The sequence below is a fragment of the Vibrio sp. 10N.261.55.F4 genome, assembly GCF_041470465.1.
In the GTDB taxonomy this organism is placed as follows: Bacteria; Pseudomonadota; Gammaproteobacteria; order Enterobacterales; family Vibrionaceae; genus Vibrio; species Vibrio crassostreae_C.
The window spans coordinates 72,221-94,688 of record NZ_JBFRMM010000020.1; the positions used below are offsets into that span (position 1 = coordinate 72,221).

27 protein-coding genes are annotated in these 22,468 nt (G+C 45.3%); 20 read left to right on the top strand and 7 right to left on the bottom strand.

The window, feature by feature from the left end:
• The first annotated feature begins 122 nt into the window (after positions 1-122).
• Positions 123-779 carry an NAD(P)H-dependent oxidoreductase gene (locus tag AB4249_RS10505; protein WP_017061511.1) on the top strand — a complete coding sequence of 219 codons (657 nt, stop codon included), beginning with the start codon at positions 123-125 and terminating at the stop codon, positions 777-779.
• A 437-nt stretch (positions 780-1,216) separates the two neighbouring features.
• On the opposite strand, the gene gltS is transcribed toward AB4249_RS10505, so the two are convergent.
• Both gltS and AB4249_RS10515 read right to left on the bottom strand, forming a co-directional pair.
• A complete protein-coding gene (gltS, locus tag AB4249_RS10510) occupies positions 1,217-2,443 on the bottom strand; it encodes a sodium/glutamate symporter (RefSeq protein WP_017060972.1) in 1,227 nt (408 codons plus the stop codon).
• Positions 2,444-2,759: 316 nt separating this feature from the next.
• Positions 2,760-3,116 carry a YibL family ribosome-associated protein gene (locus AB4249_RS10515; protein ID WP_017060971.1) on the bottom strand — a complete coding sequence of 119 codons (357 nt, stop codon included), beginning with the start codon at positions 3,114-3,116 and terminating at the stop codon, positions 2,760-2,762.
• 326 nt (positions 3,117-3,442) lie between these two features.
• Between AB4249_RS10515 and AB4249_RS10520 the strand changes: the two genes are divergently transcribed.
• Complete coding sequence (locus AB4249_RS10520; RefSeq protein WP_372103018.1) at positions 3,443-4,240, top strand: DUF4344 domain-containing metallopeptidase; 798 nt, start codon at positions 3,443-3,445, stop codon at positions 4,238-4,240.
• A gap of 99 nt (positions 4,241-4,339) precedes the next feature.
• Here the strand turns inward: AB4249_RS10520 and AB4249_RS10525 are convergent, their stop codons facing one another.
• Positions 4,340-4,726, bottom strand: coding sequence for a tautomerase family protein (locus AB4249_RS10525; protein WP_372103020.1), 387 nt, complete (start codon positions 4,724-4,726; stop codon positions 4,340-4,342).
• 252 nt (positions 4,727-4,978) lie between these two features.
• Here AB4249_RS10525 and AB4249_RS10530 point away from each other — a divergent pair, with 252 nt between their 5' ends.
• The 16 genes from AB4249_RS10530 (at position 4,979) to AB4249_RS10605 (ending at position 17,674) form a co-directional block, all read left to right on the top strand.
• The gene (locus AB4249_RS10530; RefSeq protein ID WP_372103022.1) at positions 4,979-5,599 is read left to right on the top strand and encodes an LON peptidase substrate-binding domain-containing protein; all 621 of its coding nucleotides are present in this window, start codon (positions 4,979-4,981) and stop codon (positions 5,597-5,599) included.
• A gap of 110 nt (positions 5,600-5,709) precedes the next feature.
• Positions 5,710-6,357: a sigma-70 family RNA polymerase sigma factor gene (locus AB4249_RS10535; protein WP_372103024.1), complete on the top strand. Its 648-nt coding sequence runs from the start codon at positions 5,710-5,712 to the stop codon at positions 6,355-6,357.
• Positions 6,350-7,030 carry a ChrR family anti-sigma-E factor gene (locus AB4249_RS10540; RefSeq protein WP_372103026.1) on the top strand — a complete coding sequence of 227 codons (681 nt, stop codon included), beginning with the start codon at positions 6,350-6,352 and terminating at the stop codon, positions 7,028-7,030. Before AB4249_RS10535 ends, AB4249_RS10540 begins: the two co-directional genes overlap by 8 nt.
• Positions 7,031-7,204: 174 nt before the next feature.
• Positions 7,205-8,152, top strand: coding sequence for a YbgA family protein (locus tag AB4249_RS10545; RefSeq protein ID WP_372083734.1), 948 nt, complete (start codon positions 7,205-7,207; stop codon positions 8,150-8,152).
• The gene (gene phrB, locus AB4249_RS10550; protein WP_372103028.1) at positions 8,149-9,564 is read left to right on the top strand and encodes a deoxyribodipyrimidine photo-lyase; all 1,416 of its coding nucleotides are present in this window, start codon (positions 8,149-8,151) and stop codon (positions 9,562-9,564) included. The genes AB4249_RS10545 and phrB overlap by 4 nt, the downstream gene beginning before the upstream one ends.
• A gap of 14 nt (positions 9,565-9,578) precedes the next feature.
• Positions 9,579-10,010, top strand: a complete 432-nt coding sequence (locus tag AB4249_RS10555; RefSeq protein WP_050647550.1) for a nuclear transport factor 2 family protein — start codon at positions 9,579-9,581, stop codon at positions 10,008-10,010.
• Positions 10,010-10,741, top strand: a complete 732-nt coding sequence (locus AB4249_RS10560; RefSeq protein ID WP_136974016.1) for an SDR family NAD(P)-dependent oxidoreductase — start codon at positions 10,010-10,012, stop codon at positions 10,739-10,741. The genes AB4249_RS10555 and AB4249_RS10560 overlap by 1 nt, the downstream gene beginning before the upstream one ends.
• A 2-nt stretch (positions 10,742-10,743) precedes the next feature.
• On the top strand, positions 10,744-12,015 hold the full coding sequence (locus AB4249_RS10565) for an NAD(P)/FAD-dependent oxidoreductase (RefSeq protein WP_102428126.1): 1,272 nt from the start codon (positions 10,744-10,746) through the stop codon (positions 12,013-12,015).
• Positions 12,012-12,818 (top strand): DUF1365 domain-containing protein, encoded by an 807-nt coding sequence (locus AB4249_RS10570; RefSeq protein WP_372103030.1) that lies wholly within the window; start codon positions 12,012-12,014, stop codon positions 12,816-12,818. Before AB4249_RS10565 ends, AB4249_RS10570 begins: the two co-directional genes overlap by 4 nt.
• Before the next feature lie 105 nt (positions 12,819-12,923).
• Positions 12,924-14,204: a cyclopropane-fatty-acyl-phospholipid synthase family protein gene (locus AB4249_RS10575; RefSeq protein ID WP_017070213.1), complete on the top strand. Its 1,281-nt coding sequence runs from the start codon at positions 12,924-12,926 to the stop codon at positions 14,202-14,204.
• Positions 14,182-14,703 (top strand): DUF2878 domain-containing protein, encoded by a 522-nt coding sequence (locus AB4249_RS10580; protein WP_017061278.1) that lies wholly within the window; start codon positions 14,182-14,184, stop codon positions 14,701-14,703. The genes AB4249_RS10575 and AB4249_RS10580 overlap by 23 nt, the downstream gene beginning before the upstream one ends.
• 3 nt (positions 14,704-14,706) lie before the next feature.
• The gene (locus tag AB4249_RS10585) at positions 14,707-15,282 is read left to right on the top strand and encodes a chalcone isomerase family protein (RefSeq protein WP_017061277.1); all 576 of its coding nucleotides are present in this window, start codon (positions 14,707-14,709) and stop codon (positions 15,280-15,282) included.
• Entirely contained in the window at positions 15,279-15,821 is a 543-nt protein-coding gene (locus tag AB4249_RS10590; RefSeq protein WP_017061276.1) for a DUF3833 domain-containing protein, read from the top strand. The genes AB4249_RS10585 and AB4249_RS10590 overlap by 4 nt, the downstream gene beginning before the upstream one ends.
• Positions 15,822-16,067: 246 nt before the next feature.
• The gene (locus tag AB4249_RS10595) at positions 16,068-16,331 is read left to right on the top strand and encodes a hypothetical protein (RefSeq protein ID WP_017061275.1); all 264 of its coding nucleotides are present in this window, start codon (positions 16,068-16,070) and stop codon (positions 16,329-16,331) included.
• A gap of 303 nt (positions 16,332-16,634) precedes the next feature.
• The gene (locus AB4249_RS10600) at positions 16,635-17,303 is read left to right on the top strand and encodes an SDR family NAD(P)-dependent oxidoreductase (RefSeq protein WP_017065090.1); all 669 of its coding nucleotides are present in this window, start codon (positions 16,635-16,637) and stop codon (positions 17,301-17,303) included.
• A gap of 131 nt (positions 17,304-17,434) precedes the next feature.
• Entirely contained in the window at positions 17,435-17,674 is a 240-nt protein-coding gene (locus tag AB4249_RS10605) for an RNA-binding protein (RefSeq protein WP_017061273.1), read from the top strand.
• Positions 17,675-17,818: 144 nt separating this feature from the next.
• Here the strand turns inward: AB4249_RS10605 and AB4249_RS10610 are convergent, their stop codons facing one another.
• The 4 genes from AB4249_RS10610 to AB4249_RS10625 all read right to left on the bottom strand — a co-directional run bounded on the left by AB4249_RS10610 (position 17,819) and on the right by AB4249_RS10625 (position 20,264).
• On the bottom strand, positions 17,819-18,163 hold the full coding sequence (locus AB4249_RS10610) for a ribosome recycling factor family protein (protein ID WP_017061272.1): 345 nt from the start codon (positions 18,161-18,163) through the stop codon (positions 17,819-17,821).
• 169 nt (positions 18,164-18,332) lie between these two features.
• Positions 18,333-18,800, bottom strand: a complete 468-nt coding sequence (locus AB4249_RS10615; RefSeq protein ID WP_017065091.1) for an OsmC family protein — start codon at positions 18,798-18,800, stop codon at positions 18,333-18,335.
• Positions 18,801-18,828: 28 nt separating this feature from the next.
• The gene (locus tag AB4249_RS10620; protein ID WP_102320400.1) at positions 18,829-19,221 is read right to left on the bottom strand and encodes a GFA family protein; all 393 of its coding nucleotides are present in this window, start codon (positions 19,219-19,221) and stop codon (positions 18,829-18,831) included.
• Between the two features lie 113 nt (positions 19,222-19,334).
• Positions 19,335-20,264, bottom strand: a complete 930-nt coding sequence (locus AB4249_RS10625; RefSeq protein WP_372103032.1) for a LysR family transcriptional regulator — start codon at positions 20,262-20,264, stop codon at positions 19,335-19,337.
• Between the two features lie 173 nt (positions 20,265-20,437).
• Here AB4249_RS10625 and AB4249_RS10630 point away from each other — a divergent pair, with 173 nt between their 5' ends.
• Positions 20,438-21,121: an SDR family oxidoreductase gene (locus AB4249_RS10630; RefSeq protein WP_065583949.1), complete on the top strand. Its 684-nt coding sequence runs from the start codon at positions 20,438-20,440 to the stop codon at positions 21,119-21,121.
• A gap of 90 nt (positions 21,122-21,211) precedes the next feature.
• Positions 21,212-22,420: an MFS transporter gene (locus AB4249_RS10635; RefSeq protein ID WP_372103034.1), complete on the top strand. Its 1,209-nt coding sequence runs from the start codon at positions 21,212-21,214 to the stop codon at positions 22,418-22,420.
• The last annotated feature ends 48 nt before the right edge of the window (positions 22,421-22,468 follow it).

A 22,468-nucleotide genomic window follows, 5' to 3' on the forward strand; every position in this document is an offset into this window, starting at 1 on the left:
TTCGATAACTATTTAGACGTTCAATCTATTGAGATTCGTTTAAATTGGTTATCCGTTTATTGTTGACGTAACTGAACATAAAACCCTACAACATTTATTATTGATAGATATTAGGATTCAACATGACTCATCCAATCATTACTGATCTAAACACTCGTTACACAGCTAAAAAATACGATGCAGAAAAGCGCATCTCTGCGGAAGACATGGAAGTAATCAAAGAAGCACTTCGCTTGTCAGCTTCTTCTATCAACTCTCAGCCTTGGAAATTCATCATCATTGAGAGTGACGCAGCAAAACAACGCTTCCACAATACTTTCGAAAACATGTTCCAGTTTAACCAACCACATGCGAAAGAAGCGTCACACACGATCCTGTTTGCTCACGATCCTAAGTACACTAAAGAGAAATTCGCGAAGCGTGCTGATACAGAAGTAAGCTCTGGTCACTTACCAGCTGAAATGTACGAGCAATTCTTAGGTGCTTACGCATTCGCAGAAATGAACACAGACGAAACAGGTTTCAACGGTAACTGGACTAAGTCTCAAGTTTACATCGCACTAGGTAACACACTGCACACACTAGCTCGTCTAGGTATCGCTTCAACACCTATGGAAGGTGTAGATGCAGCTATGATCAGCGAAGAGTTTGCTGACGAACTAGAAGGTCACGTTGTTGATGTAGCTCTAGCTATCGGCTACCACAAAGACGGCGAAGACTACAACTACGGCAAACCAAAAGCGCGCCTAGCTCTTGATGAAGTCGTTACAACACTTTAGGGCGTGTTGACCTTTCGTGGTTAAATTTTGTTCGGATGGGGACGCCTAGTCAAAAGCGTTTTAATCGCGGTGAGGGAGAAGTAGCCTAGTCATTCTAAGCAAACCTCCCTCAACAAAGAGTAAAACGCTTTTTGCGGTGGCGCCCAGCTCGAACCCTTCGGGCAGCGTTTGCTGGTCATTTCTACTGCGTTATCGGCTTCTAATGTAGGCTAGCTACACATCGATGCCTCTGCCTTGTATAAATACCCAGCAACTCACTGCAAAAATCAGCTCGAAAGATCAACACGCCCTAGTTATTGATGTGACAGAGCCCTAACCGCAGGGGTATCAGGCAAGAAAACCTCGATAAACAAGAACAAAAAAAGCCAGTCAACAGACTGGCTTTCTTGTATTCATCTTAGTGCGATAAGCACATTGCGTTTAAGTAAAGGCGAACATTAACCGATAAACGAGATGTAACCCTGAAGGATAATCAGGTTAACGATATCGATAAAGAAGGCACCAACAATTGGCACCACCATGAACGCCTGTGGTGAAGGACCAAAACGGTTCACCAAAGAGCCCATGTTCATTACCGCTGTTGGTGTTGCACCTAGGCCGAAACCACAGTGACCACCTGCCATAACCGCTGCGTCGTAGTTAGAACCCATTACTTTGAACGTCACAAAGTAAGAGAAGATACCTAACACAACCGCCTGAACCGCCAGGATAACCAAGAACGGAATCGCAAGGTCAAATATGTTCCAAAGCTTAAGGCTCATTAGCGCCATTGCTAGGAACAGTGACAATGACACCGTACCAAGAATATCGACCGTTTCGCTGTCAGTCTTATGCAGCTTAGTCACTTCAAACACGTTAGTGATGAACACACCGATAAACAACGCGTAAACGAAGTCAGGAATCATCAACCAAGAAATTTCAAAAGTCGCCACCCACTGCTCTAGGTACTTCGCACCCGTGATACAGATAAGAAGGATGAACAACACTTCAATCACCTTCTTCGCCGTCACTTTGTCTTCTTCATACTCGTTGTAAGTAACAAGTTCAGGGAAGCGCTCATGTGTTTGCGTGCCAGTGCCGTACTCAGATTCAAGCTGGTTTTTATCAATCAGCTTTTGCGCCACTGGGCTACCGATAATACCACCGATGATCAAACCAAAGGTCGCTGAAGCCATCGCGATTTCTAGCGTATTTGCAATGCCAAACGTGTCTGCAAAAGTTTGAGACCAAGCCGCGCCTGTGCCGTGACCGCCCGAAAGGGTGATAGAGCCAGCAATCAAACCCATCAAGGGTTCAAGGCCTAGTGCCGTAGCTAAGGTTACGCCTACACCGTTTTGGATAATGATGTAAACCGACGCTACCCCTAAGAATAGGAATACCTTAGCACCACCTTTTATCAGCTGCGTGTAGTTCGCCGCAAGACCGACCGTTGCAAAGAACATCAACATAAACGTGTTCTGCAGGGGCAAGGAAAACTCAAGATCAAGGCCGTTAAAGTGCAGGGCTGTAATAGCAAAAGCGACAATCAAGCCGCCGACAATGGGCTCTGGAATGTTGTACTTTTTGAGAATCGGAAGCTTTGCATTGACGAAATGACCTAGAAACAAAACACTAATCGCGATTAGGAAGGATTCTAGTGGTCCAATTGAAATTAATTGATTCATATAACCTCTATTTTTTTACGTTCTCATCTTCCCTAATGAGTCTAGTTTTATCTGTAATTATTTGTGCTGCTCTACCTATATTTATACAAACTGGAGAGAAAGTGTGGATTCGAAAAGCGAACACATTACTGCGATCGCTTAGTACCATGTTAGTAGCACGTTAACTTTTATAGGAGATAAAAGGATTTGTGACAACAATCACCTCCTAAAAGTTGAAAACGGCGTGAGTATCTATGCCGCTGACTCTGCTTTCTTAATACCTAAAAAAGCAAAAAGGAGCTATTTCTAGCTCCTCTTTCATCACCATCGCTGGTAATTAGAATTTTTTCGGTGCGTAACCAGTCATAACCTCAATGCGAAGTTCTTTACCGATCTTCGTCATTGGATGAACAATTACGAGTCCTTTAACAGACTTTTTAAGTTTACCCATATCCGCTTGCTCAGCCTTAGTGATCTCACGGCTAAATGGCATATCAACCAGAGACTTACGCTCTTGGTTCACATCATAGCTTTCTTTGTGTTTAAGCTGGGCAATTTTCTTAGTTAGCTTCTTAATCTCTTCCTCGAACTGACGAACAACAGGACGATCATTACGAGTTTTAGCAGCATCTAACTTGTGGCGACACTTGTCTAGACGGTTGTTAATTTGTTGAAGTTCGTTTTTAACACTCATAATAATTTCCTAAGATTAAACAAGCCAATTCGGATTGGGGCGCGGAGTATAGCACAAGGGTTGTGTTGAACCGAAATTTATCTGTTAATTACCAATAGAAACGAATCACAACGACACCGCTCATTCAGCTTACTTATTCTTTGTGGCGAATCTCTAAGCGGATTATTCATTGATAGGATAGCGCCTACTTCAAAAATTGCAGTCCTCGATGCATCAAAATTCCGTCTAAACTTATACTCTAACGCAATAACTAAATCAGGGTACACAGCTTGGAGTTGTTACCCCCAGCACGACTCTGAATCGCAACGTAATCACAAGGATAGCCGATGACATTATTGAAACGAACATTGACCTGCAGCCTAGCCCTGAGTGCAATGTTTGCCACAACTTATGCATCTAGTGAACAAGCCACCCAAAGTAACCTAATCGTCGAGTACTCTACACCGCAAAATACCGAAGAAGAGCAGCTCAAACGAGAGATTCAAAGCAGTGGCGTTAATGACACCGTGGTCGACCTATCAAACCAACTCTTCATGTTTGAGAAGCCATTAACCATTCAATATGGCGGGGAAGAAGGACCACTCTACGATCCACAAACCCATCAAGTACTGATCCCTTACAGTTTTTACGCTGAGTCACTCAATTACTTTGAGAAGAACCAATACGAAAAAGAGTATGGGAAATCTGCGCAAACCGGCGCTATTGATACCTTGCTGCACACCCTGCTACACGAGACTGGGCATGCGTATATCGAAGATCAGAACATTGCCATATTGGGTAAAGAAGAAGATGCGGTTGATAACCTAGCAACCGTGCTACTGCTTAACTACGTAGAGCATGGGGCCGACGCTGCTATCAGCGCTGCAGACATGTTCGCTTTCGAGTCAGAAGACCGCCCAGAGTATTACGACTTGGGGGAATACATCGACGAGCACAGTTTCGACCTGCAGCGTTACTTCTCCACGTTATGCTTGGTGTATGGCAGCGATCCCGATGCCTATAAGAACTTGCTCGATGAAGTGGAAAACGACTATTTGAAAGACAGAAAAGAGTTCTGCGTTGAGCACTTTGACGTGATCAATGAAAATTGGCATCAGTATTTAAAAGATAGTGACGATGCTTAAAGGTTAGTGTCGAGAACGAGACAAAACGGCTTTGGCATCAAATTCCAAAGCCGTCACTTGATAGGTAGGCTTAAGTCTTATGTGTTAAGAGCATTAGCCCTACACCTTCACTTTGTACTTAAGATCTTGAGCTTCATCGCCGGTCATGCCTCGAAATCCCCAGCAGTGCGATGGCTGTTCCTTAATGGTGATTTCAATATCAATTGGAGAGATAGAGAGCTGCTTTTCAATCTCAGAAAAAATCTTCTTAATTAAGCGCTTTTTGGTGTTAACAGCGCGTCCTTCCATCATATTAATCTCGATAACGGTATAAGCCTGCGTTCGCCCTTCTGGGTAAAAGAAATCATCTCGTTCTAATGGCACAAACCGATGTGCTCGCTTGTCATCGGGTAAACCCATTTCACTGTTCAAGCACTGCTGCAACACATTAGAGAGCTGCAACTTAATTGGATTTAAGCACTCTTTGATACCATAAATAACAATCATGACCATTCCTTTGATGCGATGTTAGGTATAGAAGAACGTCAGATAGAAGCATCGTCTGGCGACTACCCATTCGCTTACTATTTGTTCATATATTACCTAATGACGCGTACGAGAAAAGGTAAAAACAATGAATTTATGAACAGGTGCAACAAAATACCTATCCCTTTGCCAACATAAGCCGAAGCGAATTGATCGAACACCACCCTCCCCACGTATATCTTCTCAAATCACATTTGAACTAAGGAGTGCTATGTGCCGAATTCACCTAGGAAGACCACACGGACAGACGCCGAACCAGAAACACCCGTAGAGTCTTCTCTGGAGCTCGCAGTGTTTCCCCTACCCATCTTCCTTCTACCGGGAGGCAGACAAAGACTGCGCATTTTTGAGCCAAAGTATCTTGCGATGGTCGCTTACGCAGCGCAGGGCGATGGTTTCATTATCGCCACTCAAGATAACTCTAACTCTGGTCATCTCAGTTCTTGGGGAACAAAGGTGGCCATCGTCGACTTCAATATGTCGGACGACCAGATATTAGAAATTGATGTCGAAGGGGAAAAGTTGGTGCAGTTACATGGTTCGTTTCGAGACGACGATGACCTGATTAAAAGTAAGTTCAGCTCGTTGCCTCACTGGCCTACCCATGAATATAAAGTGCCTAACGTGTTTACCGCATTTTTGGTTCAGTTGTTTCGCGACCACGATTCAATAAGAACACTCTATCCCACTCCAGATTTCGAGAGCCCACAATGGATCTGTGCGCGATTGCTCGAAATGATGCCTATCCCACTGGAAAAGAAAACAGAATTTACTGAGCCAGCCAGTTTTCCGTCTCTAGTTCCTTTTTTGAATCAAATCATTACGGGGCAATAAGCACTTTTCTTCACTATAATTTTGTATAGTAGAAATTAATTTAAATTAAAGTGATCCCGACTTTCTCCTTTCACGTAGTGCCTATCAAATTCGCATGATGGTTAGTTACTATGCAAGTGGAAAGCAGAAGTTCAGGGAACGGCAAGGAGCATGTCATTATTCCCGATAACAAAGTACTTACAGACAACAAAGTACCGACAGAGCTCTCAAGCTGGTTGGTGTTGGTTGGTACAGACCGAGACAAGCAGGCGTTCACCTGTTTGTTCAAGTTCTTCGCTCCTAAGATTAAGCGTTTTGGTGTTAGTAAGTTGGGTGGCGAAGCTGCTGCCAACGAGCTAGTTCAAGACACGATGACTAACGTTTGGAAGAAAGCGCATCTCTACAATGTAGACAAAGGCGCTGCGACCACTTGGGTCTACACGGTAATGCGTAATGCAGCGTTCGATATGTTGCGCAAAGTGAAAGCGAAAGCCGAACAAACGATAGCCGACGATATCTGGCCAATCGATGCGATGGTAGCCGAATCTCAAAGTGAAGATTTGCCATTCGGTGATCATTTGATGAGCCGACACGTAATGACTCAGATAGAGAAATTGCCTCTTGCTCAGAAAACCATCGTCAAAGGCGTCTATTTTCAAGAGCTCTCTCAAGAGCAACTCGCTCAGCAACTTGGCGTCCCACTTGGAACGGTGAAATCACGTCTGAGACTCGCTTTAGCCAAATTAAAAGTTCACATGGGGGAACAAGACCATGATTAAACATCACCCAAACGCGGCAATCTTGAAAGACTTCGTCGATGGCACGTTGGCTGATTCAGTTTCTTTGATTGTTTCTAGCCATGTCGAGCTGTGTGAACACTGCCAACAACAAGTCAAGCAGCTTACAGCTGAGGCAGCGAATAATGCATTTGACGCAGAGCCAGTATTCTCAAATGAAGACCTAGACAGTTTCTCAATGGACGACATGGACTTTGATTTTGACGCGATAGAGCAAATCACAGCTGATACTTCTCAGTCTGTTGAAGTGACTCCAGAGGTTCAGAAAGTAACTGTTGCTGACACGACATTCACAATCCCTCGCGCTCTAAACTCAGTCGCGAGAAAGGACTGGATGAACCTAGGCAAAATTTCACGAGCAAGACTCGATTTTGCTGACGAAGCACACCACACTAGCTTGTTGCACATCGACAAAGATGGACAAGTGCCTTGCCACACCCACAAAGGCTTCGAGATCACGCTTCTTCTAGAAGGTAGTTTCGAAGACGAAATGGGCGTTTACAACAAAGGTGACTTCATCTGGTTGGATGGCAATCACACTCACCAACCTGCAACAAAAGAAGGTTGTGTCTGTTTAACCGTTTCAAGTGATGCGCTTTACTTCACAAAAGGTGTGAGCCAACTATTCAATCCTCTTGGAAAATATATCTATTAACCCAGTTGCAGGCTATAAATATACAGGATGGCATGAAGCTATCCTGTATATCGTCAATACATCTGAATAAAAACAACTACGGTGTCAAATTAAAAACACACCCAGCTCTGTAAGTACGATTAGCAATGTTGAACTATAAGAAAAAGCTCAGAGCAAGAGCAAAGGAGTTGGCCAATGGAAAAGAAAATCAAAATCGGTATCAGTGCATGTGTTGCTGGACACAAAGTACGTTTCGACACAGGTCATAAACGCTCTCGTTTTTGTACAGACGACCTAGCAGACTACGTGGAATTGGAACCTGTTTGCCCAGAGATGGCTGTTGGTCTTCCAACCCCTCGTCCAACCATTCGTCAAACAAGAATGCTAGATGACATCATCCATGTTTCTCGCCCTGATGGCTCAGGTGATGTGACCAACGAACTGATCGAGTTCGGTCAAAACTACTCAAAGAAAAACCAACACATTGCTGGCTTTATTGTGTGTCAAAAAAGCCCAACCTGCGGCATGGAGCGCGTGAAGGTGTACCACCACCATGGTCGCGGCTCTGAATCGACAGGCATAGGCATGTTCACCCAACAAATTATGGACGGCAACCCGTTACTTCCCGTTGAAGAAAACGGCCGCCTTAACGATCCCATTTTGCGTGAAAACTTCATGACTCGAGTGTTCACTTACCAAAAATGGCTCGATCTTGTGGATGAAGGTGTGACCAAGCACAAACTGATTCAGTTCCACAGCGCCCACAAGTACCTCGTCATGTGTCACCACGTTGAGGGTTACAAAAGCTTAGGCAAACTGCTAGCGGGTAATGACTTAGAAATCGACGAATTGGCGGCTCAATACATCGAGGGCTTGATGACAGCATTGTCACATCACGCGAATCGAGGGAGTCACGCCAATACGCTGCATCATTTGCAGGGTTACTTTAAGAAACAACTGAGTAGCGCCCACAAACAAGAGTTGACCAACCAAATTGCAGCTTTTCGAGAAGGTGTTATCCCACTGTTAGTGCCGCTGACACTGATAAATCACTACCTGATGGAATACCCGAACGAATACCTAGAATCACAGGTTTACCTAAACCCGCACCCTCAAGAACTTAAACTGAGATACGGATATTGAGCGACATACTATGGATACGACGAGACCTGCGGATTCACGATAACCCAGCGCTCGTCTCGGCAGTTGAAAACGGCGTAACAATCGCCGTTTTCATTTCAACTCCTCAAGCGTGGCAGCAGCACCACCTTGCGCCAATCAAAGCTGATTTCATCTATCGTCATCTAAAACAACTCGATTCCCAGCTCGCTGAATTCGGGATAACGTTGCTTCACCTAAAAGCGACCGATTTTGACGACCAATCCAATCAACTCATCGATCTATGCCAGCAGCTTGATGCCAAGTGCGTCTACGCTAACTCTGAACCAGAGGTCGATGAACAAGCTCGCGATAAAAAGCTGATTTCAAGCGGCCTAAACCTCAAGATAAGCGATTGTGACGTTATGCTGCCACTCGGTAGCGTTCTCAACAAACAAGGCGAGATGTTCAAAGTCTTTACGCCCTTTAAGAACGCTTGGTTAAAAGAAGTTCAGGTGAAAGGCATCATCTGCAGTCCAGCTCCTGTCGAGTCAGCTGAACGTTCACAAACACAGCTTCCTGACGACTTACAAGCCTTAACCCTCTCCGCTGACTATGATTTCGATTTTCCGCGTGTTGATTCGAGTCGCTGGCCATTAAGCCAAGATGTATTGGGCAATGTGATCCCCAATTTCTTAGGCAATAAAGTCAACGACTATGCGCGCCTGAGAGATATTCCCTCAGTTAAAGGAACATCGGGGCTATCGCCTTATTTAGCGATTGGCGCCGTGAGCCCACGTTGGTTAGCGATTCAATTGATTCAGCAACAACCCGATCTGTTATTTGATACGCAATTACCGGCCTTTTGTTGGCTCAACGAATTGATTTGGCGAGATTTTTATAAGCATTTGATGTTTCACCATCCTAAACTGGTTAAAGGCGCTAACTTTCAGCAAAAATACAATGGTTTAGATTGGTATCACGATCATCCTAGCTTCAAAGCTTGGTGCGAAGGAAAAACAGGATATCCATTGGTTGATGCAGCAATGCGTCAACTGGTTGAAACGGGCTGGATGCACAACAGGCTAAGAATGGTGGTGGCAAGCTTCCTAACCAAGCACCTGCTTATTGACTGGCGTTGGGGCGAACGTTTCTTTATGTCACACCTTATCGACGGAGACTTTAGTGCCAACAATGGTGGCTGGCAGTGGGCTTCAAGTACTGGCTGTGATGCTCAACCTTACTTCCGAATTTTCAATCCAATCACTCAGAGTGAAAAGTTTGATCCAAAAGGAATTTTTATTCGTAAGTACATACCAGAGCTGCAAAATATCCCAGATAAGCATGTACATTTCCCACATGACTTTATCGCTAAAAACGGAATAGACAGCGAATACTGGCAACCCATCGTTGAGCATAAAGAAGCACGATTGAGAGCCTTAGCCTTCTTCAAATAATTAGAGTGAATATTATGGATAACTCTCTATGGCTTGATAACTTTCTCAACATGTATCGAGAACTCGGAACCGACAATTTCGACGTGCTTAAGACGGTTTATCACCCTGATATTGAATTCCAAGATCCGCTGCATCATGTCAGCGGTATTTCGGCGCTTACGCACTACTTCGAGAACCTCTACACCCAAGTAACCAGCTGTTACTTTCATATCGAACACACTTTCGAAGCGAACGACGAAGCTTCCGTTTACTGGACGATGCAGTTTGCTCACAAGCAATTAAATGGGCAAAAGCCAATCGAAGTACAAGGACACAGCCATCTCAAGATGCTCGACGGTCAAGTGATTTACCACAGAGACTACCTCGACGTCGGTTCTATGTTGTATGAACACATTCCAGTACTGGGCTGCGCGATAAAATCCATCAAAAAGAGAGCGAGTCGATAATGCATATTATGATTACAGGCGCGACCTCAGGTATCGGCCAATCCCTAGCTAAAGATTACGCTCAGCAAGGGCATCAGGTGATTGCTTGTGGCCGCAATCCAGACAAACTGCAAGCCTTAGTTGATTCTCACGATACAGACATCGCGCATTCATCAATTACACCGCTCTGTTTCGATCTGACTGATTACCACAACTTTCCAGAACTCGACCAAGACAAGCCGCTCGACCTGCTGATTTTAAATGCAGGTGATTGTGAGTACATCGACGACCCAGTGAACTTTGATGCCGAGCTATTCGAGCGCGTCATCAACATAAACCTAATTTCAATTGGCTACGCCCTTAAAGCTTGGTTAAAAAACATCAAGCCCGGCGGCCGTTTGGTTTTAGTCAGCTCCAGCGCCAGCTTTTTACCTTTGCCAAGAGCCGAGGCTTATGGCGCTTCAAAGGCAGCCCTCACCTACTTAGGCAGAACACTTTCGGTTGATCTGGCAACGCACAACATTCATGTCTCAATTGTGCACCCTGGCTTTGTTGAAACGCCATTAACCGAGCGAAATACGTTCTCTATGCCTATGATTATTAGTAGTGAGGCCGCAACTCAGCGAATCGTAAATGGTATCGCTCAAGGAAAGAGTGAAATTGATTTCCCAAGACGATTCATCATGTTGATGAAGCTACTAAGAATGCTTCCAACTCCAGTTTGGCAAAAACTCGCTTCAAGGATGGTATAACAATGAAGAAAATCGCCATTATTGGTTCAGGTATCTCTGGACTCACTTGCGCGCATATATTAGATAAGCACCACGACGTAACAGTATTCGAAAAGAATGATTACGTTGGGGGGCACACCGCGACCGTTGATATTGAACATCAAGGCTCGGCGTTTTCGATAGATACAGGTTTCATCGTATTCAACGATCGAACCTACCCGAATTTCAATCAGCTTCTAGAACAACTCGATGTCGAAAGGCAACCGACTGAGATGAGCTTCAGCGTCCACAACACGACGACCAAGTTTGAATACAACGGCCACAGCATTAATTCGTTATTCGCGCAGAGGAGCAACATCTTCAAACCTCAGTTCTGGTCTTTAGTGTCTGACATTCTCAAGTTCAACAAGCTGTGTAAGGCTCAGTTTGAAAGCAATGAATTCACACCAGACGTTACCCTTGGCAGTTTCCTACGAGATAATCAATTTTCCGACTTTTTCAGCCAGCACTACATCTTACCGATGGGCGCGGCGATTTGGTCGACAAGCTTGGAAGAAATGGAAGAGTTTGAGCTCAAGTTCTTCATTCAGTTTTTCTACAACCATGGATTGCTCGATATCGCGAACCGTCCTCAGTGGTATGTGATACCAAAGGGATCGCGTTCTTATGTTGAAATCATCCTTTCACGCCTAAGTAAGACTGTTGCACTGAATACATCGATTAAACAAGTGACTCGCCAAGAAACAGGCGTCACGATTGAATTTGAAGATGGCAGCGCACAAGGTTTCGACGAAGTAATCTTTGCTTGCCACTCAGACCAAGCCTTACGCTTGCTTGGTGATGCAACAGAACAAGAGCAACAGGTACTGGGCGAGATCCCATACAGCCGCAATGAAGTGGTTCTGCACACCGATACTCGCTTGTTACCAGACAGAAAACTGGCTTGGGCAAGTTGGAACTACATGTTGGATGGCGACAGTAAACGACCTGCTTGTGTCACGTACAACATGAACATTCTGCAAGGCATCGAAAGCCAAGACACCTTCTGTGTCACCTTGAATCAAAGCGAAGCCATCGACCCAGAAAAAATTATTCGCAGCTTTGTTTATCATCACCCGGTACTTAATTCGAACACGGTCGAAGCTCAGCACAAGCGTGAGCAAATCTGTGGCAAAAACCAGACGCACTTTGCTGGCGCTTATTGGTATAACGGCTTCCATGAAGACGGTGTCCACAGTGCACTCGATGTGACCAAACGCTTCGGTTTAGATTTGAGTACGAGTTCCGCGTTATGAACAGTCAAACCCTGACACCCGAGATGGGGATCGCATCCGAAAAGAGTGAAGAGCTCAGCGGTATCTATTGGGGTAACGTCAGACATCGCCGCTTTGGCGACATCACTCATGAGTTCAGCTATCAGCTGTATATGATGGGGTTAGATCTTGATGAGCTGCCCCAAACCACAGCGCGCAGTGCGCTGTTCGGAACTCGTTGGTACAACCCGATTCGCTTTGTCGAATCGGATTATCTCGCTGAAAAAAAAGAAAATGTCACCACGGATGAACCAAAATCACTTAAGCAACGTATAACTTCCAAAGTGCAACAACTTGGTGGGGTTTGGTCTGATTCAAACCGTGTGACGATGCTTGCTCAGTGCCGCTGTTTAGGCATCTACTTCAGCCCAATCAACTGTTTCTTCTGTTATGACGAGACTGGAGATTGTAAGTACATGTTGGCTGAGGTGAGTAACACGCCTTGGCGAGAAAGACACTACTATCTCATCGACATGCACCAAGAATTGAAGGTAAAAAAAGAGTTTCACGTTTCGCCGTTCATGGATTTGAACATGACTTATTTTTGGAAGATTAAGCCACCAGCGAAACGCACGTTAGTTCACATCGAAAGCCGCCGAGACGACAAGCTTTTCGATGCGACACTAGCCCTGACGAAGCAGTCAGTAACCAAGACAAACATTAGACGAACGGTATTCAAGATTCCGGCGATGACGATAAAAGTCGTGATGGGAATTTATTATCAGGCTCTCAAATTATTCCTGAAAAAAGTACCGTTTGTGGCGCATCCAGACTCAACATCTTAAGCGCTTAAAACAGAAATCATTTCTAGCTTGGGTTCGCTCCAATCAAGGAGCTGAACTCAGCTTAGTTGGCACAAAATATTAGAATGAGTTATCAGCGAGGTTTACATGGAACAGCTTGCCAAACAAAACAACAATATTGAACAACAAGCTAAAGCCGTTGCTGTTTCAAGCAACTGTAAATATCGAGCTTTAATCTTCAAGGTGTTAGAAAGCCTGCAATTCGCAACGCTTGAAATCATTGAGCGCGACCAGCATTCAGTATTTGGTGATCGAGAAGCTGAATTGAAAGGTCGAATCGTGATTCATGATGCGACCTTTTTTAGAGATGTGGTCATCAATGGCAGCATTGGGGCATCTGAAGCGTACATCGATGGTAAATGGACCAGCCCAAACCTCACGCGTGTGATTCAAATCATGGCTCGTAACCAAGCCCAATTGGATGAGCTTGATGACAAGACACAATGGATTTCTCGCATCAAAAACCTATTGCTGCGACGTAAGAATGCCAACACCGAGCAAGGCTCTAAGCGAAATATTCTCGCCCACTACGATATTGGCAACGAGCTGTATGAGCGCTTCTTAGATAGCTCGATGCAGTACTCTTCCGCAATCTACAGCGAAGACGCAGAAACCTTGTCGAAGGCTCAACAAAACAAAATGAAAACCATCTGTGAGCGACTAGAACTGTCTGAGAAAGATAGCGTGGTCGAGATAGGCACAGGGTGGGGCGGCTTAGCCATCTTCATGGCGCAACACTACGGTTGCCACGTCACCACTACCACGATCTCAGATGCCCAACATGCACTTGCTGAACAGAGAGTAAAAGCGCTTGGTTTAACCGACAAAATCACCCTGCTCAAAGAGGATTATCGCAATCTCACTGGTGAGTATGACAAGTTGGTTTCGATCGAGATGATAGAGGCGGTCGGACATGAGTATCTACAAACCTTCTTTGAAAAATGTTCCTCGCTACTTAAGCCCTCAGGCAAGATGCTGATTCAAGCAATTACTATTGCTGACAGCCGTTACGACAAATACCGCAAAGGTGTCGACTTTATTCAGAAGTACATCTTCCCCGGCGGTTGCCTACCTTCTGTTTCAGTGATGACCCAACACCTTGCGACCAGCACCGACCTTGTGGTTCAAGAAATTGATGACATTGGCCTGCACTACGCTCGAACGCTGAATGATTGGAACATCGCCTTTGAAAATAGTTGGGAAGAGCTAGAGTCTCTCGGCTATTCAGAAGAGTTTAAACGCTTATGGACCTTCTACTTCTGCTACTGTGAAGGCGCATTCAAAGAGCGCGTGATCAGCACTCACCATGTAGTCGCAAGAAAACCTCGTTACTTTGGAGAAAAAGATGAAGCGGTTTTGGATTATTAATCTCGTACTGTTTCAAGCGACCTGGGTTTGCAGTGCTTTCTTTACCGCGCAAGCCCCGTTCGTCACACCACTGATTGTAGTGGTTCACTTCCTTCTATCACCGACTCGCAGTAGCGATTTGAAGATACTCATTTTATTACCATTGGGGCTATTGCTTGATAGCCTCTTACTCCACTTCGGCGTGTTTGCCGTCGACTCTGAAATTGCGAATCAATCGTGGTTCCCGGTGTGGCTTGTCTGCCTGTGGATCATGTTCTTAATCAGTTTTAACCACAGCCTAAATTGGCTTTTAAAATGCTCGAAAGTGATCTTGTTTGTCATAGGGTTCGTAGCAGGTACTAGTAGTTATTGGGGAGGCATCAAAGCAGGTGCTCTTCTTACTACTTGGCCAGATGCATCGGTAGTTGCTGCCCTTGCAATAAGTTGGGGGATTTTGTTGCCCTTACTGGTGGCCGCCTACTCCAACTTAATACAACCTAAAATGGCAATAACGAGGTGACTTATGGCTTATCCACGCAACCCGACACAAACGTTCAAACCTGAGCGAGGTATTGTTCGCGCTCATCAGCAAGCAAAAAACACACTTCTAAGCTTTATTACTCTCCCGTTAATCTTTGCTGCGCTGTTATTTGCCGGACACGCTAGAGCCTCTGCTGTCGATGATCTGAACAAACGTGGTGAGGGTGAAATGAGTTACCTGTTTTGGACTCTCTACTCGGCAGAATTCTACGCGACTCCAACCAACTCCGAACGAGCTTTGAAGCTTGAGTATTACCGCTCTATCGATAGCAAAGACCTCGTAGACGCTACCGAAGATCAGTGGAACAAGCTTGGCTACTCTGACAGCAACATTCAACGTTGGTTGAAACCCTTGTACGCGATGTGGCCGAACGTGGAAGAAGGAAGCACACTCACGATTCGTGTCGCTGAAGATAACGTAAGTCGTTTTTATTTCGATGAACAACCGATCGGCACCATCCAAGACAAGCAATTTGGTGAAGCCTTTCTAGCGATTTGGTTGTCTGAAAACACCTCTGAACCCGGTCTTCGTAAACAACTTTTAGGTTTGAACAAATGAATCCAAAAACAACAATAATAAAATTTGCTCTGGCATTTTTTTCACTCACTTGGCTAGTGGGCTGTGGCTCTGCAAGTTTAGAAGACCATGTCGACACAACGCCAGAGCTCAAGCTTGAAACCTTTTTTAATGGCGAGCTAATGGCCTACGGCATGGTGCTAGACCGCTCTGGTAACTTACTGCGCCGCTTTGATGCCAAACTGATCGCGACTTGGGACGGTGACAACGGAGAAATAAAAGAGTGGTTCTCTTTTGCTGATGGCGAGCGCTCAACTCGCGTTTGGAATCTGATCAAAACGGGCGAAAACACCTATTCTGGGACTGCCAACGATGTCGTTGGAACCGCTTATGGTGAGACCCAAGGTTCAGCGCTGTATTGGAAATATGATCTAGAAATTGAAGTAGACGGCAGCACCTATGAAGTGGTGCTCGATGATTGGATGTTCTTGATGGACGACAAGCGCTTATTCAACAAGACTGAGATGTCCAAGTTTGGCTTTAAAGTCGGAGAGGTCATCTTATACATAGAGAAGATTTGATTTAGCTGCCGTTTCTGATTCTTAGTTTCAAATCGATGACTACATCTCCAGTACGTAACAAAACAGCCCACAACGAAAATTGTGGGCTGTTTTGTTTGATCCCTCGAATAGCATACCTGCATGCTCAAGCCATTGTGCTAAGATGCGCCACCAGCATACAAATGGACTAGACTGACACTAAGCAGTCCCCATTTGTTTCGCTAAGCGTAGATTCCCTACCATGAATAATTGAAAAGGCTTTAAAGCATGAGCAAGTTGACCTCAGCGGAGCGTAAAGCTCGCGACAATGAACGTTTCTCACAACGCGTAAACGACCGCAGAGAAAAAGGTGAAGACGTAGTTGCTTACGCACTGACCAACAAAAAAGCTGTAAAATTCCTGACTAAGTCAGAGAAAAAACGTTTCAACGAAACGAGAGCGACTCTGCAAGAAGAGAAGCGAGTGAAAGAACAAGAAGAGCTTAACCGAATCGAAGACGCGTTCACGATCAAACAGTTCGACGACGAATAATCACTTATGATTACTCAAAAGCGCTGGCTCTATGCCGGCGCTTTTACTTGTTAGTTCGTTGTTTTTTAACGCTGTTATTTCTTGCTAAACCCGTCGATTCTTAACGGCTTTCCCCCACTCTCTTAGCTCAGCCTTACCGCTCGACCGATCACCCAAGCTATTAACCTATCAACCTATCAACCTATCAACCTATCAACCTATCAACCTATCAACCAGGCTATCGATCAACTTTAGCCATAGATCTCAGAAAATCTTAGCCTAGCCCCTTACTATCTCGAATCAACTCTACAAATTGAAGACAGTATGATTTTAATTACCGGATCAAGCAGCGGTTTAGGCGCAGCTCTCGCGAAACAATATGCTAACGCCGACGCTCAGCGCGTAGCCATTACAGGTCGCAATGCACAACGTTTAGCAGAAGTGGCGCAAGGCCTACCTGCGAATACCATTAGCCAAGCGTGTGATCTCTGTGACCCGCACTCAGTGAGCGAGTTATTGGATGCGTTACCTGAAATGCCGAAGCTGGTGATCCACAGCGCTGGCAGTGGGTACTTCGGTAAGATAGAACAGCAAGATCCAACCATCATCAGCGACATGCTGAAGAACAATATTGAGTCTTCGATCTTTTTGATTCGCGAGCTTGTACAGCGCTACAAAGATCAATCGGTCACCATCGCTGTGGTGATGTCGACGGCGGCACAAGGTGCTAAAGCGGAAGAGTCCACCTACTGCGCGGCAAAATGGGCCGTGAAAGGCTTTATCGAATCGGTGAGGTTGGAGCTAAAAGGTCACCCGATGAAAATCGTGGCGGTTTACCCTGGAGGAATGGCGACCGAGTTTTGGAATACAAGCGGTAAAGGCATGGATACCTCGAGCTTTATGACCGCGCAAGAAGCCGCTCAGATGCTACAACAGGCGTTGACCAGCACAGAGCATGGATTCGTGTCAGATATCACGATAAACCGCGGCTAGCAGGTAAACAGCTCGCTTAATCGGTAAATAGAGCGACACATTACCAAAGAAATGATTAGAGTAATTATTTGTGAGGGTGAGCATGAAAGTGTGCGACAATGCTCGGCGTAAATTCATATTCAAGGTTTATTATGAAACTTCTAGTTCGTAACCTATCGCGCTCTACCTCTGAGCAAGACATCCGTGTGCTATTTTCTGAGTTTGGCTCAGTAAAAGAGTGCAGCCTAGTTTTAGACCAAGAAACTGGCGACTCAAAAGGCTTCGCTTTTGTTGAAATGCCAGAGCAAGAAGAAGCTAAAGCGGCACTAAACAAGCTGAACTTGTCAAAGCTTGGCAAAAACACGATTCGTGTAAAAGTAGCGAACTCTTAATCGATTCAATGCTTCATAAGCCGCATGGCTTAGCTTAACAGCAGCACAGATGATAAAGCCCGTAACGATATGACGTTTTCCAGCGCAATATCGTTACGGGCTTTTTGCTGCTCGCAATTCTCTTTTCACACGATTTGAATACGCCTACAGACCTTCATGTTCATCAATAGCACGTCTTGCTTCGGCCATTGAACATCCAGATTCCATCACCAGCTGAGCCACAGTCATTGAAGGTGTAGCGGCCAACAGAGATGCCAAACACACCACGGGTTTAGGCAGCACTTTGTCGATTGCAATTGCTATCCAACCGTCTTTTTCATGGGTTAACATCGTTTTAAATTCAACGAGTTGATACTCTTGAGCGACCAACAGCCAATTACGCGAACGACGAACTCGTTTCAACTGACATCCACATTCCGCAGCATTCACCATCACTTGGCTTTTATCACTCACACGATGTACAAAACTATTCAATGGGACGCTAAACATAACTCTCTGCTAATCAATCTATTCCTACCATTCAAGAGCTCTCTACCTATCTCTCAAAACTTTCTAACTGTCACTCAATTAAAACCGTACGTAGGATTACACAGACACAAAAAAACCGCCAGTGATGCACTAAGCAACCTCGCGGTTTTTGGATGTTAACGTGTGTGGTTTACGCTTTAGTTTCTACCACAATGTCCGTTTTTACCGAGTTCGCGATAAAGCAGTTTTTGTGCGCCAAGTGGTGCAGTTTGTCGAGCTGCTTGGCGGTGGGCTTTTTGGTACCTAAAAACACAATTTTAGGGCGCAGAGTCACCTTAGTGACCGATGAGCGGCCAGATTCATCTTCTTCCAGCACACCAATCGCATCATCGACATAGGAGTCGATCACGTACTTCTGCTTTGCGGCAATGCCCAAAAACGTCAGCATATGGCAGCTAGAAAGTGCCGCGATAAACGCTTCTTCTGGATCAACATTCGCTTCCACCGAAAACGGCAGTGGCACAACATGTGGAGAGGACGAAGCAGGCACAGTGACACCACCATCGAACTCCCACGTATGACCTCGACTGTATTGATTGTCGCTAAAGACTTCATCTTCTGCTTTTTTCCAGCGAATGATCGCTCCGTATTCAGACATAATTCCTTCCTTTTTTATGCTCAATAAATTAACGATCAGCTGGATGATTGACACCATCGTTGGTCACCACATCACCAATATCAAAAGGGTTCACCCCTTCCAAACAACCAATATTGAACCCGTATTCATTTGGGCTAGAGCGACGTTGATGGTGGGTATAGATACCGCAGTTTGAGCAAAAGTAGTGCTTCGCGGTGTTGGTATTGAATTGATATAACTTGAGATGCTCGGCACCTTTGAGGATCTTGATACCATCCAACGCAACAGAACCAACAATCGCGCCTTTTCGACGACAGATAGAGCAATCGCAGCGACGTGGTTTTTCTATCCCGTTAGGTAAGCTGAACTCTAGTTCAACCGCACCGCAATGGCAGGTTGCCTTGTGAAAAGGTTGGATAACCGTATCTCCGACGACTTTCATTTTTCTCTCCAATCACATCCTTATGTTGGTCGTATCATAACCAGTTCAATGTTCTCTGTCCGTACCCGGGTGTTGAGTTCGAGAGATCTGTCATGCGCTGCTTCTCGGCTAATCTAACTAGACTTTTCAACCAAATCGCCAAACCGCTCAAACAAGAAATCAAGAAACAACCGGATACGCTTGGGCTGATATTTCTTGCTGATGTACACCACATTCAAATCGGCGCTCGACACCGACATCGCGGTATTGAAGTTTTTCATGTAGCCATTAAGCAGAGTCACAAGGCGTTGGTTATTGATGTCGTCTTGCACATCCAGCACCGATTTAAGCGCAATGCCCTCACCTTTTAATGCCCAGTACCGAATCACTTCACCATCATCTGAAAATCGCTTCGGCACAACCGTCACAGCCTTCTTCATATCATGATCTTGGAAGTGCCATGTCTTGAGCTCTTCATTACTCCGCAGCATCGCCAAACAGTCGTGTTCAACCAAGTCTTGCGGCGTCAACGGCGTCCCGTGTTTAGCGAGGTATTCAGGAGAAGCGCACAACACACGTCGGCTTGGCGATAAGCGTCTGGATATCAAACTGCTGTCGACCAGTTCACCATAACGGACCACGATATCCATGCCAGATTCAGCAATGTTCGAGAGGTTATCGTTCAAATACAGGTAAGGAATAACGTCCGGATACTGCTGGCAAAACTCCGACAAAATAGGAAGAATGTACTGCTTTCCGATGTCTTTTGGCGCGGCGATTTTTAGCGAGCCTTTGACTTCTTTTACGCCATTTTGAATCAGGTTTTCGGCCTCACTGACGTTGTCTAAAATCTCCAAACATGCCTTGTGATACAGATCTCCAGAGTCGGTCAAAGACACATGACGCGTACTTCGATTCAACAACTTCACACCATATCGTTCTTCAAGCGCCTGCAGCCTTGCTGTCATGGTCGCAGGCGATAAACCCAGTTCGCGCCCCGCCGCCGCTAACCCGTGATGCTTAACAATACTGACGAACATCGCCATATCTGAAAACTTATCCATACGATTCTCGCTTCCACCTCTTCGTCTTACTTCTCGATCTTAATGCTCGATTTGAATACTCAGTCACACTATTCAGCTTAACCGAATAATGAATTTATATTTTAACCAATTATCAAATTTAGTCGAATAAATATAATGGCAAACATCAACAGAACAACGCAGGAATTCAGAGAATGACTAACGAATCGACTAAACAAGAGCAACGCACTTTCGTCATCATTGGTGGCACATCAGGTATCGGCAAAGCACTAGCGATGCAACTAAGAAACGAGAACAACACGGTACATATTGCCAGCCGACACACAGGCGTTGATATCACCGATGAAAAGTCGATTTGTGAATACTTCGAATCGATTGGCGTGTTTGACCACTTAATCGTAACGGCTGGCTCATCCGCTCCCGCAGGAAAAGTAACAGACGTAGCAACCGCAAACGCTAAGACAGCTTTTGACACTAAGTTTTGGGGCAGCTTAAACGTAGCCAAACATGCCGCACGCTACATGACGCCAAACGGCTCTATCACCTTCACAACTGGTATGTTGTCACGCAAAGTTGTTGCTGGTACTTACGTAAAAACCGCCATCAACGCCGCACTAGAAAGCGTAACCAAAATACTGGCGAAAGAGCTATCACCCATTCGAGTCAATGCCGTTAGCCCGGGTTTAACCATGACGGAAGCCTACAAAAACATGGACGATTCCGCTCGTGCAAACATGTACGACAACGCCAAAAACAACCTACCCGCAGGTAAGGTTGGCGAGCCTTCAGAGATAGCCATGGGTTACCTGTTCGCAATTAATAACCCATACGTCACTGGGTCAATCATCGATATCGATGGCGGCGCTCTACTCGGCTAACACTCCGCAAAGAAGCAAAGACATAAAGAACAATCGTTAGGGCGTGTATCTCACGTCCTAACAAACAAGAATTAACACAGGTACTTCACTATGAAATCAGAAGCGATCCATAAAGAAAAGATCCCATTCCAAGTTTGGATACTGACACTCGCAGCTTTTGCCATCGGCACCGCTGAGTTTGTTATCGCAGGCATCCTTCCACAAATTGCCACATCCCTTTCGATCACCGAAGGTCAAGCCGGCTACCTAATTAGTGCTTACGCATTGGCTATCGTTATTGGTGGCCCGATCTTAACCATCTACCTCGCACGTTTTAACAAGAAGATGGTACTGATTGGCTTAATGGCTTTGTTCATCATCGGCAATATCTTGTCAGCCTTAGCTCCTAGCTACCCACTTCTACTTGCAAGCCGCGTTATCGCAGGTTTAGTGCAAGGTCCTTTCTATGGCATAGGTGCAGTTGTCGCGACCAATTTAGTGTCTGAGAAAATGGCAGGTCGTGCTGTTGGTCAGATGTTCGCTGGCTTAACGCTCGCTAACGTTCTTGGGGTTCCCGCAGGAACTTGGGTGAGCTTGCAATTCGGTTGGCACACCACTTTCTTTACCGTGGCAGCACTTGGCACCATCGCCATGATTTCAATCTTAACGTCAATAAAATCTTCAGGTCACAGCGAAGCGAAAGACATCAAAACTCAGCTGTTGGCATTCAAAAATCCAATGCTTCTCATCAGCTTGGCGATCACCGCTTTTGCTTGGTCTGGCTTCATGACGCTTTACGGTTACCTTGCGCCAATCGCCATGCACATCACGGGTTACAGTCAAGAATCAGTGACTTGGATCTTAGTGATTGTAGGTGTTGGCTTAATCATCGGTAACACCTTGGGCGGACGCTCTTCAGATAAAAACCTAGGCAAAGCTTCAATGTTTTGGGCTGTCGCAATGATCGTGTCATTGGTGGTGGTTGGCCTTGTGGTAGACAACAAAATCCTCTTCGTTGCAGCTGCATTTGTCTTTGGTATTGCATCATTTGCGAACGTCCCTGCCATGCAACTTCGAGTAATGAACCACGGTGGCGAAGGGCAAGAGCTAGCAGCAACTGCGAATATCTCAGCGTTTAACTTAGCCAATGCCTTTGGTGGATTCCTTGGCGGCATGGTACTCGACAGCCAACTAGGCGCAGGCATGATTCCGTTCGCAGCCGTTGTGGTTCCTATCGTCGGATTATTCTTAATCGCTAAAGCTAACCGAAACGAGAAACCACAAAGCAACTCAATATTTGCACCAACAGAAGCTAAATAATTTAAGAACTCCGTAACTTCAAAGTGCCAATTCATTATCAAACTGGAA

What these genes read in the sequence shown, in the direction of transcription:
- AB4249_RS10505 (WP_017061511.1), top strand. Translation starts at nt 123, where the DNA reads ATGACTCATCCAATCATTACTGATCTAAACACTCGTTACACAGCTAAA.
- gltS (WP_017060972.1), bottom strand. Translation starts at nt 2,443, where the DNA reads ATGAATCAATTAATTTCAATTGGACCACTAGAATCCTTCCTAATCGCG.
- AB4249_RS10515 (WP_017060971.1), bottom strand. Translation starts at nt 3,116, where the DNA reads ATGAGTGTTAAAAACGAACTTCAACAAATTAACAACCGTCTAGACAAG.
- AB4249_RS10520 (WP_372103018.1), top strand. Translation starts at nt 3,443, where the DNA reads ATGACATTATTGAAACGAACATTGACCTGCAGCCTAGCCCTGAGTGCA.
- AB4249_RS10525 (WP_372103020.1), bottom strand. Translation starts at nt 4,726, where the DNA reads ATGATTGTTATTTATGGTATCAAAGAGTGCTTAAATCCAATTAAGTTG.
- AB4249_RS10535 (WP_372103024.1), top strand. Translation starts at nt 5,710, where the DNA reads ATGCAAGTGGAAAGCAGAAGTTCAGGGAACGGCAAGGAGCATGTCATT.
- AB4249_RS10540 (WP_372103026.1), top strand. Translation starts at nt 6,350, where the DNA reads ATGATTAAACATCACCCAAACGCGGCAATCTTGAAAGACTTCGTCGAT.
- AB4249_RS10545 (WP_372083734.1), top strand. Translation starts at nt 7,205, where the DNA reads ATGGAAAAGAAAATCAAAATCGGTATCAGTGCATGTGTTGCTGGACAC.
- AB4249_RS10555 (WP_050647550.1), top strand. Translation starts at nt 9,579, where the DNA reads ATGGATAACTCTCTATGGCTTGATAACTTTCTCAACATGTATCGAGAA.
- AB4249_RS10560 (WP_136974016.1), top strand. Translation starts at nt 10,010, where the DNA reads ATGCATATTATGATTACAGGCGCGACCTCAGGTATCGGCCAATCCCTA.
- AB4249_RS10565 (WP_102428126.1), top strand. Translation starts at nt 10,744, where the DNA reads ATGAAGAAAATCGCCATTATTGGTTCAGGTATCTCTGGACTCACTTGC.
- AB4249_RS10570 (WP_372103030.1), top strand. Translation starts at nt 12,012, where the DNA reads ATGAACAGTCAAACCCTGACACCCGAGATGGGGATCGCATCCGAAAAG.
- AB4249_RS10575 (WP_017070213.1), top strand. Translation starts at nt 12,924, where the DNA reads ATGGAACAGCTTGCCAAACAAAACAACAATATTGAACAACAAGCTAAA.
- AB4249_RS10580 (WP_017061278.1), top strand. Translation starts at nt 14,182, where the DNA reads ATGAAGCGGTTTTGGATTATTAATCTCGTACTGTTTCAAGCGACCTGG.
- AB4249_RS10585 (WP_017061277.1), top strand. Translation starts at nt 14,707, where the DNA reads ATGGCTTATCCACGCAACCCGACACAAACGTTCAAACCTGAGCGAGGT.
- AB4249_RS10590 (WP_017061276.1), top strand. Translation starts at nt 15,279, where the DNA reads ATGAATCCAAAAACAACAATAATAAAATTTGCTCTGGCATTTTTTTCA.
- AB4249_RS10595 (WP_017061275.1), top strand. Translation starts at nt 16,068, where the DNA reads ATGAGCAAGTTGACCTCAGCGGAGCGTAAAGCTCGCGACAATGAACGT.
- AB4249_RS10600 (WP_017065090.1), top strand. Translation starts at nt 16,635, where the DNA reads ATGATTTTAATTACCGGATCAAGCAGCGGTTTAGGCGCAGCTCTCGCG.
- AB4249_RS10605 (WP_017061273.1), top strand. Translation starts at nt 17,435, where the DNA reads ATGAAACTTCTAGTTCGTAACCTATCGCGCTCTACCTCTGAGCAAGAC.
- AB4249_RS10610 (WP_017061272.1), bottom strand. Translation starts at nt 18,163, where the DNA reads ATGTTTAGCGTCCCATTGAATAGTTTTGTACATCGTGTGAGTGATAAA.
- AB4249_RS10615 (WP_017065091.1), bottom strand. Translation starts at nt 18,800, where the DNA reads ATGTCTGAATACGGAGCGATCATTCGCTGGAAAAAAGCAGAAGATGAA.
- AB4249_RS10620 (WP_102320400.1), bottom strand. Translation starts at nt 19,221, where the DNA reads ATGAAAGTCGTCGGAGATACGGTTATCCAACCTTTTCACAAGGCAACC.
- AB4249_RS10625 (WP_372103032.1), bottom strand. Translation starts at nt 20,264, where the DNA reads ATGGATAAGTTTTCAGATATGGCGATGTTCGTCAGTATTGTTAAGCAT.
- AB4249_RS10630 (WP_065583949.1), top strand. Translation starts at nt 20,438, where the DNA reads ATGACTAACGAATCGACTAAACAAGAGCAACGCACTTTCGTCATCATT.
- AB4249_RS10635 (WP_372103034.1), top strand. Translation starts at nt 21,212, where the DNA reads ATGAAATCAGAAGCGATCCATAAAGAAAAGATCCCATTCCAAGTTTGG.